Source organism: Mesobacillus sp., assembly GCF_057785455.1.
The window spans coordinates 24547-38484 of record NZ_JBYNSB010000040.1 but is presented as its reverse complement, the minus strand read 5'-3'; the positions used below and the strand labels follow the sequence as shown (position 1 = coordinate 38484).

The window sequence follows — 13938 nt, the reverse complement described above, 5'->3', positions numbered from 1 at the left end:
GGCTTCTTCTGGAATACTTTCGACCAAATGGTGGATGGAGAATGCAATATCATTTTCTTGTAATTTAATGGCTAAATCTAAAGGTAAAACTATTTGATTCATGTTATAATCTTTAAACATAAGGACCCTTCTTTCTGATTGAATTTTGTGTGGTAACTTTATTTTATCAGAAGGGGTCCTTATTTCTATTTAATAAATAATCAAAAGCCGGTGAAATTTTACTTGTCGTAAAATTTCACCGGCTTTTTCATCTCAGAGGTGGGTTTTGTCCCAGCCTCTTTTTCTTTGTAAAATAAATTGTAAAAGTATAAAAGGTATTGGATAATTTTATCTAGATTGAAGGGAGGATACAGGGTATGGACGCTTCGTTTAACAGTTTTTTTAACTCTTATATTCAAAGCTGGAAAAATTCATCATTAGGTGATATGCAAGAGATCATTTCTCCAAATTATCAGGCAAGGGAAATATCAGCAGGTAAAATACTTGATTTTGGTTATGAAGATTCTATCAGAGGGTGGGAGCAGGGCTTCAAATTCGTTAAGGAGAACAATGGTGAATGGAAATTGAACATACATTCCATTTTACCACTAAGAGAAAACGAAGTATTGGCCATCGTATCAGCAGAACTGATCATTAACAAGCAGCCACTGGAAACAGGAAGCTTATTCTTCCAAACCTTTACCAATGACTTCGGCTGGAGACTAATCAGAAGCTATATTGAAACAGGAATTTCAATCGAAAAACTCGCTGTGGTAAGGTACAATTAGTTAGGCTGAACTTAAATCAGAAGCAAATTGCCTCGAGAAGGACTTCAAAGACTTAAAGACATACATAGAATTATAGCCAATATGAAACAGCATGAAATGGATTTTCAGGCGGCAGGGGGGAAAGCATGAAGCTCGTTTTTAAGGTAATTTTCATCATCATAGGAACTCTATCAATTGCCCTGGGAATGATAGGGATTGTTGTCCCCCTTTTGCCTACAACGCCTCTCATCCTGCTTGGGGCATTCTGCTATGTGAAATCATCAGATAAACTTTACCAACTGCTGATACGGAACAAATGGCTTGGCAGATATATTCAGGATTTCCGCGAAAAGAACGGAATAACGAAAAAAAATAAGATTATAAGTCTTATTATGATGTGGCTGTCCATTTGCGCTACGATTATAATATTGGATGTTGGCTTCCTGATCGGTGCAATCCTGGTCATTGTCGCAGTCTCAGTCAGCGCCTACATTTTATCCTTTAATACTCTTTGACAGGAACATGAAAGGGAATCACCATGTATGAATTCAAGCATGAACAAGAACGGAAAGAAAAAATAGTAAAAGGGTATATCTATTTATATTTTTTCATTTTCCTGGCAACATTTTTATATACCTTATTCACAAAAGACATATCTATCCAGCATATAGCCGGCTTCCTTTTTCAGTTGTTCATTTTTTTCCTTGCCCTAAAAAGAAAGCCGTGGGGCATCTTCATGATAAAGTTATTTGTCTGGATGAATATCATCATTCTTTTCCTTATGGGTACAAGTTTTATTTTTAACATATAAGAGTGATTTACTCACCATGAATCAGGATTATTTCAACAGTGAACTCGCTTCCTCTGTAACAATGAATTTTAAAAATGCTTCTATGGACCCGACATACTTTTTTACACCTTCTATATGGTAAAAAGTACTGGTCAGGCTGTAATCTTCAAAATCCTCCTTTTTTGAAGAATATAAATAAACTGTTTTTCCCAGCCCAAGGGCAATCCCCATTTCAATATGGCTGCCTTTTCCTCCGGGAAGTAAAATCACTAGAATATCAGAGACTGCAACAGCCTTTTTTTCACTCTCCCCGATGTCTGCAAGTAATTCAATTGAATCTGCCCGATTGTTTTTAGTCCAATCATATGTATGGCAAAATCCGTGATTTTGCAGAAATTTTGATACTATGCGAACATTCTCGATATTACTGAAGCTTGAAGCTACATAAAACTTCATATCCCCATCCTCCTCAACATATATAGATATTTTACCATTAACAATCAAGCAGACAACTTTCTTAGAAGGAGACTTTTAAACCTAAACCGAATATATATTTCTATACAAAAAGTAAAGGGGTGCTGACTTGATTAAAACAAAAACGAAACATGAAATGATTTCGTGGGGTAAATCACTGGCTTTAGCGCTATTCACTTCTTTTCTGATCAGGACATTCCTGTTAGCTCCATATACAGTGGAAGGCGCCTCGATGGAACCTACATTACATAATCACGAGAAAATCCTCGTTAACAAGTTCAATTCTGCTGGAAATGTTAAATATGGAGAAATAGTCATAATTAAAGGCAAGCAAGAAAACTATGTTAAAAGAATCATTGGCCTGCCTGGTGATACCGTGGAGATGAAGAATGATGAATTATTTGTTAATGGCAAAAGTATGAATGAAACCTATCTAAGTGAAAACAGGAAAATCGCCATTTCGAGCGGGATAAAATTGACAGGCGATTTTGGACCTCTTTCGGTTCCAAATGGAAAGTTCTTTGTTATGGGCGATAATCGGCTGCATAGCATGGACAGCAGGAATGGATTAGGGTTTATCCAGAAGAGCAGCATCATAGGCAAAAGCGGAGTCGTTTTCTTTCCTTTTAAAAACGTACGCTCCTTAGAGTAAAGAGAAGCATGAACAATAAACATAGAGAGATGGCTGATGAGGATGATTGAGAAATTCCAAATAAAAATGAAAGCTTTCAATGAAGACAGAATGATCCGGGTGTTACTGCCTGAAAACTATCATCAAAAATTAAAGAAATATCCAGTCCTCTATATGCATGATGGACAAAATGCTTTTAATGATGACGAGGCAATCGGAGGCCATTCTCTTAAATTAGAGGATTTCATTAAGAAAAACAAAATTGAACTTATTGTAGTAGCAATTGATCAAAATAGCCAAGAGCGGCTGAACGAGTACTGTCCATGGAAAAATGGTGAATATAGTAAAAAACTTCTTGGTAAAATTGATCCAACTGGTGGAAAAGGAAAGGAATATGTCGATTTTATCGTCAATGAGTTGAAGCCTTTTATAGACGAAAAATTCAGAACCACTGTGGATCAAACATTTATGGCAGGTATTTCACTTGGAGGTTTAATATCCACTTACGCTGCCTGTGCATATCCGCATATTTTTCGTAATATTGCTGTTATATCGTCTGCATTTTTCCGAAATCAGGAAGAAATAGAAAAGCTGCTGAAAAGTAGTGACTTAAGTCAGCTGGAACAATTTTATCTCGACGCTGGGACAGCTGAAAGTAAAAATGATCCAAGTGTAAGCAAGGGTTTTCTTGAATCAAATCAAGCTATATATGAAATTTTGAAAGATAAAAAAATAAATGTGAAATTCAATATCATTGAAGGAGGCCAGCATCATTATCTTGAATTCAGGAAAAGGGTTCCCGATATCATCAGCTACTTTTGTCAGTAAATCACTTTTAATATGACAGGAAGACTACTAAACCTTGACCCTTTTCATTTTCAGATTTATAATCGTCTCGCATTCCGTAAGGATCGGTTTCTATTTAGTTTTATGCTAGCTGCCAGGGATAGCAAGTGTGTTGAGGTAATTTAAAGAGCTTCTAGATGCCATAAAGGACGAAATATCGCGGGCGGAGGTAAACTATAGTGCTTCTAGTTGACCTGCAGAACGAAAAATTGCGAGTAGAGGTAATCTATTAGCCTTTTAGTTAACCAGCAGATCAAAAAACACAAATTTTAATAGGAAACATATTTTCCATGGAGGAGAATGTGAAAATAACATTAAAGGTTTCACCCAGAGGAGGATTATGATGTTTGAACATTTTGAAGTAGAAATACCTGCACTCAATCGATTGAAGAAGGTGAGGGTGTACCTGCCAAAACAATATAAAGAACAGCCTGATAAATATTACCCCGTTCTTTATATGCATGATGGCCAAAACTTATACCGTGATGAGGATGCTGGTTATGGCATGTCCTGGGGGATTTCTGACTATCTCGATAATAGTGATTTGGAAATGATCGTCGTTGGAATTGACTGCAATGAAGGATATAAAAGGCTTGATGAATACTCTCCATGGGCAAGCTCGGAAATGAGGAATATATTCGCACCAGAACTTGATGGAGTGGGCGGTGAAGGGAAGGAATATATTGAATTCATTGTTCACCAGTTAAAACCATTGATCGATGAAAAATATAGGACGATTCCTGATGAGACTTCAATGGCAGGCAGCTCAATGGGCGGTTTGATATCTACATATGCAGCATGTAAATATCCTGACATTTTCAAACGAGTAGCTTCTGTTTCTTCAGCATACTGGTTCGCGCAGGAAGAAATTGAAGCTTTGATCAGGGAAAGCGATCTATCATCAATCCAGAAATTTTATCTGGACGTTGGGACAAATGAATCATCAGGTTCAATTGACAGCCAGCGGTATATTGATTCAAGTGAATCTGTTTTCGCGCTGCTGAAGGAAAAAGTAAGGGATGTTCAATTTGTCATTGCTGAAGGTGCCGTCCATAATGAACTGGCCTGGCGTGAAAGAATCCCTGCCATTTTCAGCTTTTTATATAAATAGCCTGATGTCATACCCATATAAATAAAAGTAAAAGGACCAATTCGAAAAATTGGTCCTTTGCTAATTCGTTAAACTCCGACAAAATATTGTTCCTTGCGATATGCAACTGCATCCATTGTTGCAATAAGTTCTCCGGCGCTTTCAATCTTAATTTTATACCAGGCTGTGCGGTAATTCTTTTTCTCCTCGGCAGCCGAAGCTGTTACAATGGATCCTGGCTGACCGGGAGCCATAAAATTCATTGTTGTGCTCAGCCCGACGGAAACCCTGCCATATGAATTGCACGCTGCTTGAAAAGCAAAGTCAGCAATAGCAAAAGTGACTGCCCCATGAAGGGTTCCGTGCATATTCAGCATATGGCTCAATACTTCCATCTCTGCCACGGCAGAACCTTCTCCGAGCTCAATTAGTCTGATTCCAAGTGAAGCTGCATAGGAATCCTTTTCGAGAATCGAAATAATTTCATCCTTGTACTTTTGATGAATCTCCCTATCCTTCAATTTTATAACCTCCCCATTTTTGAACATCTTCGTGAAAGGAATGGGGAATTCCTCTATATAAATAGCAAATTATTTGGCTGTATTATTTTGAAGTTATGATTTCTTGATGGAGTGAAGAGGCAATGGCCGCAAAATAATCTTGATGGACCGAGGCATAAGGAAGTCGTGCTGCGCTTTTTTTAACCAGTTGAACATTGCTTTACCGCCAACTGAATTGGCTGAATGAATTGTAATCCTGTCAGCAAAGAGGTGTTCTTCTACCATAATCTTAACTAACAAAAAACCATTTCTCGTATGACTGACAAGGTCGTGATCTAAGGACAGATGGTCAATTTTACAATTCCTCAAAAGGAGGAGACATTCATCAATAGTTTCTACAAGGACATATCCATCTGGCGGTTTTCTGTAGTCATCCATGAAAACACTGATTTTCTCCATTTCTTGCTCTCCTTCCCTAAATAGGGGGTGACTAAGAAAAGTCGAATGGCCCTTGTAAGATGTATTTCCTTAAGCCTAACACATTAATTGACATAAAGGGACATTATCGACTTGGGAAATCCCACAAAATTTTTCTTGATCCTCCATTTTATGTCATATTTCTAATAGATATACCTTTTATAAAGATAAAACATTATATAGTCTTCGAGGAACTACTAGCATAACTCTGATTTATTCAGAAGTCTGAACCCGACACAAGTCGGTTAAAATTTATGAAGACACCGTAAATTACATATTACGGTGTCTTATTTCTTATCAAGACATCAAATAAAATCCTGGGCTTGAAGAGACTAACCGGGTGCGCTTTTAAATGCAGGACGTTCATGAAATGCCGGTAAACGCGTTCATTGTGAGTACATGCATGCACAACTTTTTTTACCGACCATTGAAGAAGTGGAAGCCACACAGGTTTTTTCCCGGTCGTCGATTTAAACCTGTAATCCTCTGTCAAGGCAATTAACCAGGGAATTTCAAGTATCCTGCTGAGTTTACGGTAATATTTGAGAGTCAGCTTTTTCTTGTCGCTGTACTTACTCAGCAGCTCTCTTAAAGCGATTGCTTCCATTGCCGCTATGCTCATTCCCTGAGCAAAAGCAGGGTCTATCCGGCATATGGCATCCCCGATGACAAGCAATCCATTGGGGATTTGAGCCATTTTTTCATAATGATATCTACGGAGTGCCGGGAAACGATAAACCTTTACTTCGGATTCTGCTTTGCCATACTTTATTGCTTCATACAAGATGGGCTGATCAAGGGTTTTGGCATATTCTAAAAAAGCATCGTGCACAAGCGGTACTTCATTTACACCATACCCCAGAAGTGTAACAAGGAATTCACCGCCTTCAATCGGTGAAATGCTGCCTCCGCGCGGCATTGCAGGAGGATTAGGATAAATAAGGAGACTATGCCAATCATATTTATCCTTAGCCAGTTTTTTATAAACCCTGCTCGCGTAAAACAAATCAATTTTCACTTGTGACTTCTTCGGCCTGCTGAACCCCAGATCCTCAAGCCATGGAGGGGTAAGCGACCCGGCGCCGGATGCATCGATTATTAAATCTCCAAGCATTTCGAATCCATTTCCATCTGATTTTTCAAGCTGTATTCCTTTAAGCTCACTTGGGCCTTTTAAGATTAGGCCTTTTACCTTGAAGCCACTGTAAAATTTTATATTTGTATACTGTCCAAGCCTCCGGTGGACATGCCACTCCAGAAAAGGACGGCTTTGCTGTACAATCGTTACATCAGAGGTATACTTGATTTTTTGGCAGCCATGGTGGAACCAGGTGATATCTCCGGCAAAATCCGAACTGGTTGAGCCATCACTTACCATCTCAGCAATAATGCCTGGAAAAAGCTCCTCAAGAATCTCTTCGCCTCTTTTTAGCAAGACATGTCCCTGCGAGCTTTGTGGCACACTTCCTCGGGGGAGGCTTTTATCCGGTGGCATTTCTTTTTCTACAATAACCACTTCCTTAAAAAATTCGGAAAGCACTCTGGCTGCGAGTTTTCCTGCAATACTGCCTCCAATTACAATTGCTCTTTTTCCTGAATAGTTTCTTGATGACATTCTTTCAACCCCCGGACTCCACCTATCAAAATGCACTAGCATTATAGTTAAAAAATTTTTATTATTACATAATAAGAACAATTCTACCTAATGGGGTGTGGAAATGAAAGACATTCAGGAATTCATGAAAGAATATCACTTAGATATGAACTGGGAAATCAATAAAGAGAACTATGAAAAAAGCCGGGAATCCCTGCTGAATAATTATTTACTATTGACGACAGAAGTTGCTGAAGTTGCTGAAGAATTGAGGAAGGCATTCAACCTGACACAGAAGGATATCATGGCTGGGATGGACAAGGAAACAGCATTTGAAAGCGCAAAAAAACATGTAAAAGATAACATTGGCAAAGAACTTGCGGATTGCCTTGCTTATTTAATTAAGTTTTACAATTACTTTGACATCGATCTGGAAGAAAGTTTCTTTGAAAAAATGGCAGAGGTAAAAGCAAGGAAGAATAAAGATTTATAGACATTAGTCACTTCTGTGGAAAAAATGATATATTCAATAAGAAATTATGTGGATGGAATAGGAGATTTAATTATGATGGAACACCTATATGATAAGATGTTAAACGTGAAAACCACTGGTGAACAGAAGGGTTTCCATAAATCTCTTCATTACCATAAATACGAACCAACTCCCTATAGCGCTATGGACTTATTTTACAAACAATATAAATTGGATTCAAAGGATAGAATTGTCGATTTCGGGGCTGGAAAGGGGAGACTGAATTTCTTTTCCAATTATCTTTTTAACGTTAGCGCTGTCGGCGTCGAAATGGATGAGGCTTTTTTCCATGAGGCACTGGAAAACAAAGAGCATTATTTGAAGAACTACAGAAATAGACGAGAAAAAATCCAGTTTATCTGCTGTCTGGCTGAGGAATATGAAATCAGCCCTGCAGAAAATCGCTTTTACTTCTTTAACCCTTTTTCCGTCCAGATCTTTATGAATGTACTCAAAAATATTATGAGGTCAGTCGAAAAAAATTATAGGGAAGTAGATGTCATATTATATTACCCATCTGAGGATTATATCTTTTTCCTCGAAACACAAACTCCGTTTACACTGGTAAAAGAGATTATTCTGCCAGACAAAAATCCCCATGAACGCTTTCTGGTTTATCGGCTGTCATATTAATATTCATCCGCGGGAGAGATTATAAGTTTAGGCTCTTTCAAACCTGGGAGTAGTATTTTTTAAACGCTGTTGATTGTAGTGGAAGGTGCGTAGGCTCCTTCAGGATTCAGCGGGCAGGTGAGACCCCGGCAGAAATTAAGAAGCTGCAAGCCATCAAGCTAAAAAGCAACTGTGTATTACAGCCAGCAAGTTTCTTTATTAATTTTAAATTTTAATCTCTTTGAAGGAATCTAACTCTTTTTACAGAACCTTATATAAGGCATAAGGAAGAGGGAGGACTAACTATGGAAGAGAAAGTAGTAAATGCCATCCAGGATGAGTATCCTGAAGATTTTGCCTGGTGCTATGGATGTGGGCGAATGAATGAACAAGGCCATCATTTTCGGACGGGCTGGCTAGGGGATAAGACCATTACTGTATACACCCCAAAACCTGAACATCTGGCTATGCCTGGTTTTGTATATGGCGGTTTGATTGGCTCGCTTGTAGATTGCCATGGGACTGGGTCGGCAGCACTGGCTTTGCACCGGAAAAACGGAAATGAGCCTGGATCAGGAGCCGAACCTCCAAGATTCGTCACAGCTTCGCTGCATGTCGATTTCTTGAAGCCGACACCACATGGAACTGAATTAAAAGCCATTGGCACCGTACATGAGATCCACCCTAAGAAATTCCGGGTTGAGGCCGAAGTATATGCGGGCGATGTGCTGTGTGCCACAGGAGAAGTCATGGCTGTGGTCATGCCCAGCAGCTTTACTGCTAAATAATAGCCCGATACCAATGACTTACAAAACCAGGCCCTGGAGTTAAAAATATCAGGGCCTGTTTCTACCTAATTTTCCGGTTTCAGCATTGTGGAAGGCAAGTAGCCTTCTTCACTTGAATCCTTTGTTTTTACTTTTATCCTGCGGATCTCTCTCTCCACGATCTCTACCTCACTGCCTTGCTTAATTTCAATGACTTGATTATCGGTGACGATTTTCTCAATCCCATGAATGTCATTGACCTCAATCAATTGATAAAGTTCATCATAAGCTTCGGAAGTGACGGCCAGGTAAGCATCCTTCTTGACAGTTGCCTGCTCGCCTTTTTGTAAAGTATTGTCTTTTAGCTCTTTTTCACTTTCTTTATATGTGTCCTTCATATTCTGGATAAGACCCGGTGTTTCCTGTTTAACTTTTTCTGTTAGTTCTTTTGACTTTTCAGTTGTTTCCTGGGCTGCATTTTCAGTTTCCTCTTCAAGCTTTTTTACCCCTTGTTCGGCTTCTTCACTGCTGCAGCCAGCCCCCAACAGCAATGCCAAGCTAAACGGGATTGACAATTGTTTTATAGATAAAGGCATAAAGCAACCTCCTAATTCAATATCTGCCTATGGATTAGTTACCACTTGTATTTTCAAGTAAACCTGCAGGTCATGAATCTCCAGATTCTTTTCCAATAATGAAAGGGGGAGGGAAGACGCAAGAATTCACGATTCTCAACTTTTAGGTCTGTTAGTCGACAACAGCCTGAAAATGACTAATAATGGTAAGTGTCTCTTTGGATTAAATTAGGAGGGAATGCGATGGATAAAAAGAAAATAGCTGTAGTTACTGGTGCGAGCCGACTAAAAGGACTTGGGGCCGCAATTTGCCGAGAGCTGGCTGATTCAGGATATGACCTGTATTTCACTTCCTGGACTGAATACGACAAAGAAATGCCCTGGAGTATTGAAGCCTCTGAACCTTTTATGCTAAAAGAAGAGCTTTTAAATATGGGAGTGCGTGCATCATATTGGGAGGCCGATTTAACCAAGGATTCTTCACCTTCCTTGCTATTTGAAAAAGTGTATAACGAATTTGGCATTCCCGATGTCCTCGTCAACAATGCAGCCTACTCAACCGGCAATGATTATTCGTCACTTACCCCAAATGAGCTTGACAGGCACTATCTTGTCAATATCCGTGCTACGACCTTAATGAGCATTGAATTTGCCAGAAGGTTTAACAAAACGACTGGCGGCAGGATCATAAATATGACTTCAGGACAATTCAAGGGGGCAATGCCAGGGGAATTGGCGTATGCAACAACAAAGGGAGCAATCGATGCTTTGACAATCACCTTATCCGCAGAACTTGCTCAGCGCGGCATTACCGTAAATGCAATAAATCCAGGGCCCACTGACACTGGATGGATGACGGAAGAAATAGCAGCGAATTTGCTTCCACGATTCCCTTTTGGCAGAGTAGGAAAGCCAAAGGATGCTGCTAAGTTGGTGAAATTTTTAGCCAGTGAAGAAGCCGGCTGGATCACCGGACAGATATTACATTCAGAAGGCGGATTTATTCGCTAAAGATTTCCACAACTGTTAGAAGGAGAGGGAGTAATGAAGGATGTTAAGATAAAACCCTGTGAAGCTGCTAAAAAGTTTGTTGAGGAAAATTTTCCAGAATGCGATGCTGCCTTACTGGCGGGCAGTGTAGCCAGGGGGGAAGAGACCAGCACATCTGATCTCGATATTGTTATTATTGATAGGAGTTTACCCAAAGCATACAGGGAATCAAAAATGGCATTTGGCTGGCCAATAGAAGTATTTGTACATAATTTGGATTCCTGCAAGGATTATTTCATGAGCGATATAAAAAGAGCCCGGCCTAGCTTGCCCAGGATGGTGAAAGAAGGACTTGTCATCAGAGATCATGCGATTCTCAGAGGTATTAGGGAGGAGGCTGACTCTTTGATCAAGAAAGGTCCTGAAAGTTGGAGCAGCCAGGAAATAAATGTTAAAAGGTATCTCATTACTGACACTCTCGATGATTTTATTGGGACAAACAATAGGGCAGAAGAACTGTTCATAGCCAGTACATTAGCTGGGCTGCTGCATGAGTTTGTATTGAGAACTAACGGATGCTGGATTGGCAGCTCAAAATGGATAGTTCGAGAATTAAAGAATTTTGACCCTGGTTTTACTGAACAGTTTATAAGAGCTTTTGATACTTTCTATAAAAATGGAGAAAAAGAGTTGGTCATTAGGCTGGCCGAGGACATTTTAGAATCACATGGCGGAAGGCTTTTCGAAGGGTTTTCGATTAAATAGATAAAGCAGCCAATTCAGGCTGCTTTTGTTACACTCGGAAAGAAAACTTCAGTAAGGCTGCAGAGATTCCTTGTATACAGATGCTAAGCAAGGCAAAGAAAATAATTATTTCCTGTTCTGTGAAGAGCGATGAAGGCAGACCGCAAATTGCCGGATTCTTTACAACTGCTCCCACCATGGTTCCCATTATCGAACCAATCCCCGCATTATAAAACCCAGCAATGAGGGTCTGAACATTTACCAGTGACCCAAAAAGCCAGCCTATCCCAATCCCCAACAATAAATTCAAAATAGCGATAATCTCCAAATCAGATGGAAACAGCAAAAATAGATTCATTGCAGCTACAAGGCTAAGGGTACTGCTCGCTGACAAGGTGGAGATAAATGCAAACCTTTCACTAAACAAAAACTTCGATTTATTAAGTGCAAAATAGACCCAAATACCAAATGCAATATTAATGAAAGTAGTTGCTATTAAAATTATTTGCATGTTTAAAAACCTCCAACACCAAAGACATCAGCTGCGATGGGCGAAAGAAGCTATTAATACGAAGCTGCTTAAAATAAATATTTCTATGAACAGTACAAAGAGAATTCCTTCTGAAGCCGCTGCACCAACCATTGGAGCCATAATTCCCATCATCAGTCCATTAATATAGCCTGTCAGCAGCGTTTGATAGTCAAATAGATTTCCAAAAAATATTCCTGTCAGGCTGCCAATAATGACTGAAAATAAAGTTGCCTCCAGGAAATACAAGGGATAAAGATTGATAAAAATGATTCCCGCTCCCAAAGCCATCGCGCCTCCCGCAACCATCGCGATATTCATTCCAAAATGAAACCCAATCTGCTTCCTGCGGTTGTATAGGTAAATGTAAAGGACATAAGCAGATAAAAAATTTATCAGATAAAAAACAATGATCCAGTCTGGCAAGAATCATCACCTCCCCATTATTGTATGCACTATGGATTTTTGGGTGTTTCAATATTTTTCCATTTTCAATCGCATTTAGTGAAATCTTCTCATACGATAATGAGAAACGACTTCAAAAGGAGGGGTTTTTCTGAAAACTGGGATGCGCCACTCTGACTATATTAAGGTTCTTTTAGAAAGAAGAAAAAATGAGTCAAGACAAACCGATCCCATACATGAACGCGGGGAATCTATCACGTCACCTCCTGGTGCCACTTCCCTGGAAGAGAACCGGATCATCATGGAGTATATGGAACAAAAAAATCTGCAAAAAGTAATCAATTCCATACCCGAAGCAAAAAAGCCGATTCTTCTAAAGAAATTTTTTAAAATGAAACGGAATCAAGAGGTCATTATTTATATGAGCAATGATGATTCACTTGTGGTTACAGGCAAGGTAACGACTGTAGGCAGGGATTTTGTTCTGCTCACCAACCTAAAGGATCGAATATGGATTCCTTATAGTGCAATCGAATCAGCAAATATTCCCTCAGGTGTACCGAACTATGAAAATTCTCATCAAAATTTTATCTATGACAATGATTTAAAGAGGAAGCTCATAACCAATTTCGGTGAAACGGTGGCAAAAAGAGATGTACTGATTCGGCAGTTTTTTGAGGAAACATTCATGACAAATGTAAAAAACCTGGAGGGTATGTGGGTTAAGGCCGTCATGCAGGATAAAAATGTTTCTGGCAGAATCCGTTCTGTTACTGAGGAAGGATTCATTTTGGATAATGGATTCACTCAGGTCAATATTGATTGGGATTCCATTCTGCTTCTGTATTCTTTGCGGTTCTTCCAACGTTTGTACATGGCAGGCAAAAACATGTTAAAGACACTGGCTAATTTGTGATACTGCTGCAAGCCATTGGCAAAATACAATTTAACCTAAGAGAGGGTGAGTTTTCATGAATGATGAGTTATTGAACTCATTAGGTTCCGTACCTGATCCATCAGAGATACAGGACGAATTATTAGAGCTATTTAACACACTGATTGGAACACAGGTCCTGGTAATTACTGAATCAGCTCAGCTGAATCTGCTGGGCCAGACATTCAGGCCTATTTTTTGCGGTAAAGTAGCCGAAGTCGAACCAGGACATATTACTCTTCATCCCGTAACTGTCAAACTGCTGAATGCACCATTTCACAAATTTCCAATTCCTATTTCTATTCCCTTTGAGAAAATTGCCCATTTTACCACAGATGTAGATTGCTCTATGAGATTTCCGCTTGTTTAATCCAATTCAAAGGAGGCCTATCAATGACAATGGATTTCTCAAAAATGACTGATGTAAACGAAATTCATGACCAAGCAATAATTCAGCACTTCAAAAATGGGATAAACCATAAAGCTTTCTTGCTTTCTCCATCCTATCCCTACTTTTTTATTGGGACGATCAAAAAGGTATTGGGGGATACTGTCGAAATAGATGTCGAAACAACGCATTTTGCCCAGCTAGAAAACAGATCATGGTTTATTCATATTCACAACATTGAGACTTTCTACATTGAACGTCCGGGTGCACCAAAAATTCCTGAACTCGATGATTTTTAAATGAAGGGGGGAAGT

Annotated in this window: 20 protein-coding genes; 13 read left to right on the top strand and 7 right to left on the bottom strand. The window is 39.3% G+C overall.

Annotated elements, in window-relative coordinates:
* Positions 1-356 precede the first annotated feature (356 nt).
* Together AC3EBE_RS16270 and AC3EBE_RS16265 are read left to right on the top strand one after the other, a co-directional pair.
* Positions 357-767 (top strand): flavoprotein, encoded by a 411-nt coding sequence (locus AC3EBE_RS16270; protein ID WP_488596090.1) that lies wholly within the window; start codon positions 357-359, stop codon positions 765-767.
* A 125-nt stretch (positions 768-892) separates the two neighbouring features.
* Complete coding sequence (locus AC3EBE_RS16265) at positions 893-1261, top strand: YbaN family protein (protein WP_488596089.1); 369 nt, start codon at positions 893-895, stop codon at positions 1259-1261.
* A 323-nt stretch (positions 1262-1584) separates the two neighbouring features.
* Here the strand turns inward: AC3EBE_RS16265 and AC3EBE_RS16260 are convergent, their stop codons facing one another.
* A complete protein-coding gene (locus AC3EBE_RS16260) occupies positions 1585-1992 on the bottom strand; it encodes a group-specific protein (protein WP_488596088.1) in 408 nt (135 codons plus the stop codon).
* A gap of 154 nt (positions 1993-2146) precedes the next feature.
* On the opposite strand from AC3EBE_RS16260, the gene lepB reads away from it, so the two are divergent.
* The 3 genes from lepB (at position 2147) to AC3EBE_RS16245 (ending at position 4598) form a co-directional block, all read left to right on the top strand.
* Entirely contained in the window at positions 2147-2662 is a 516-nt protein-coding gene (lepB, locus tag AC3EBE_RS16255) for a signal peptidase I (protein WP_488596091.1), read from the top strand.
* A gap of 42 nt (positions 2663-2704) precedes the next feature.
* Positions 2705-3469 carry an alpha/beta hydrolase gene (locus AC3EBE_RS16250; RefSeq protein WP_488596087.1) on the top strand — a complete coding sequence of 255 codons (765 nt, stop codon included), beginning with the start codon at positions 2705-2707 and terminating at the stop codon, positions 3467-3469.
* Positions 3470-3827: 358 nt separating this feature from the next.
* Positions 3828-4598: an alpha/beta hydrolase gene (locus AC3EBE_RS16245; protein WP_488596086.1), complete on the top strand. Its 771-nt coding sequence runs from the start codon at positions 3828-3830 to the stop codon at positions 4596-4598.
* Between the two features lie 68 nt (positions 4599-4666).
* On the opposite strand, the gene AC3EBE_RS16240 is transcribed toward AC3EBE_RS16245, so the two are convergent.
* The 3 genes from AC3EBE_RS16240 to AC3EBE_RS16230 all read right to left on the bottom strand — a co-directional run bounded on the left by AC3EBE_RS16240 (position 4667) and on the right by AC3EBE_RS16230 (position 7169).
* The gene (locus AC3EBE_RS16240) at positions 4667-5098 is read right to left on the bottom strand and encodes a hotdog fold thioesterase (RefSeq protein ID WP_488596085.1); all 432 of its coding nucleotides are present in this window, start codon (positions 5096-5098) and stop codon (positions 4667-4669) included.
* A gap of 93 nt (positions 5099-5191) precedes the next feature.
* A complete protein-coding gene (locus tag AC3EBE_RS16235; RefSeq protein WP_488596084.1) occupies positions 5192-5536 on the bottom strand; it encodes a cyclic-phosphate processing receiver domain-containing protein in 345 nt (114 codons plus the stop codon).
* Positions 5537-5831: 295 nt separating this feature from the next.
* A complete protein-coding gene (locus AC3EBE_RS16230) occupies positions 5832-7169 on the bottom strand; it encodes an FAD-dependent oxidoreductase (RefSeq protein WP_488596083.1) in 1338 nt (445 codons plus the stop codon).
* Positions 7170-7272: 103 nt separating this feature from the next.
* Between AC3EBE_RS16230 and AC3EBE_RS16225 the strand changes: the two genes are divergently transcribed.
* The 3 genes from AC3EBE_RS16225 to AC3EBE_RS16215 all read left to right on the top strand — a co-directional run bounded on the left by AC3EBE_RS16225 (position 7273) and on the right by AC3EBE_RS16215 (position 9080).
* Entirely contained in the window at positions 7273-7641 is a 369-nt protein-coding gene (locus AC3EBE_RS16225) for a MazG nucleotide pyrophosphohydrolase domain-containing protein (protein ID WP_488596082.1), read from the top strand.
* A gap of 72 nt (positions 7642-7713) precedes the next feature.
* A complete protein-coding gene (locus tag AC3EBE_RS16220; RefSeq protein ID WP_488596081.1) occupies positions 7714-8313 on the top strand; it encodes an SAM-dependent methyltransferase in 600 nt (199 codons plus the stop codon).
* Between the two features lie 284 nt (positions 8314-8597).
* Positions 8598-9080: a PaaI family thioesterase gene (locus tag AC3EBE_RS16215; RefSeq protein WP_488596080.1), complete on the top strand. Its 483-nt coding sequence runs from the start codon at positions 8598-8600 to the stop codon at positions 9078-9080.
* A 65-nt stretch (positions 9081-9145) separates the two neighbouring features.
* Here AC3EBE_RS16215 and AC3EBE_RS16210 read toward each other — a convergent pair whose 3' ends face one another.
* Positions 9146-9655: a hypothetical protein gene (locus tag AC3EBE_RS16210; protein WP_488596079.1), complete on the bottom strand. Its 510-nt coding sequence runs from the start codon at positions 9653-9655 to the stop codon at positions 9146-9148.
* Positions 9656-9877: 222 nt separating this feature from the next.
* Between AC3EBE_RS16210 and AC3EBE_RS16205 the strand changes: the two genes are divergently transcribed.
* Entirely contained in the window at positions 9878-10645 is a 768-nt protein-coding gene (locus AC3EBE_RS16205; RefSeq protein WP_488596078.1) for an SDR family oxidoreductase, read from the top strand.
* Between the two features lie 33 nt (positions 10646-10678).
* Positions 10679-11389: a nucleotidyltransferase domain-containing protein gene (locus AC3EBE_RS16200; protein ID WP_488596077.1), complete on the top strand. Its 711-nt coding sequence runs from the start codon at positions 10679-10681 to the stop codon at positions 11387-11389.
* A gap of 28 nt (positions 11390-11417) precedes the next feature.
* Here AC3EBE_RS16200 and AC3EBE_RS16195 read toward each other — a convergent pair whose 3' ends face one another.
* Positions 11418-11879: a hypothetical protein gene (locus AC3EBE_RS16195; RefSeq protein ID WP_488596076.1), complete on the bottom strand. Its 462-nt coding sequence runs from the start codon at positions 11877-11879 to the stop codon at positions 11418-11420.
* Positions 11880-11906: 27 nt separating this feature from the next.
* On the bottom strand, positions 11907-12323 hold the full coding sequence (locus tag AC3EBE_RS16190; protein ID WP_488596075.1) for a hypothetical protein: 417 nt from the start codon (positions 12321-12323) through the stop codon (positions 11907-11909).
* Between the two features lie 289 nt (positions 12324-12612).
* Between AC3EBE_RS16190 and AC3EBE_RS16185 the strand changes: the two genes are divergently transcribed.
* Genes AC3EBE_RS16185 through AC3EBE_RS16175 form a run of 3 tightly spaced genes read left to right on the top strand, consistent with a single transcriptional unit; the run spans position 12613 to position 13923 of the window.
* On the top strand, positions 12613-13218 hold the full coding sequence (locus AC3EBE_RS16185) for a hypothetical protein (protein WP_488596074.1): 606 nt from the start codon (positions 12613-12615) through the stop codon (positions 13216-13218).
* A gap of 55 nt (positions 13219-13273) precedes the next feature.
* Positions 13274-13606: a hypothetical protein gene (locus AC3EBE_RS16180; protein ID WP_488596073.1), complete on the top strand. Its 333-nt coding sequence runs from the start codon at positions 13274-13276 to the stop codon at positions 13604-13606.
* A gap of 23 nt (positions 13607-13629) precedes the next feature.
* A complete protein-coding gene (locus AC3EBE_RS16175) occupies positions 13630-13923 on the top strand; it encodes a hypothetical protein (protein ID WP_488596072.1) in 294 nt (97 codons plus the stop codon).
* The last annotated feature ends 15 nt before the right edge of the window (positions 13924-13938 follow it).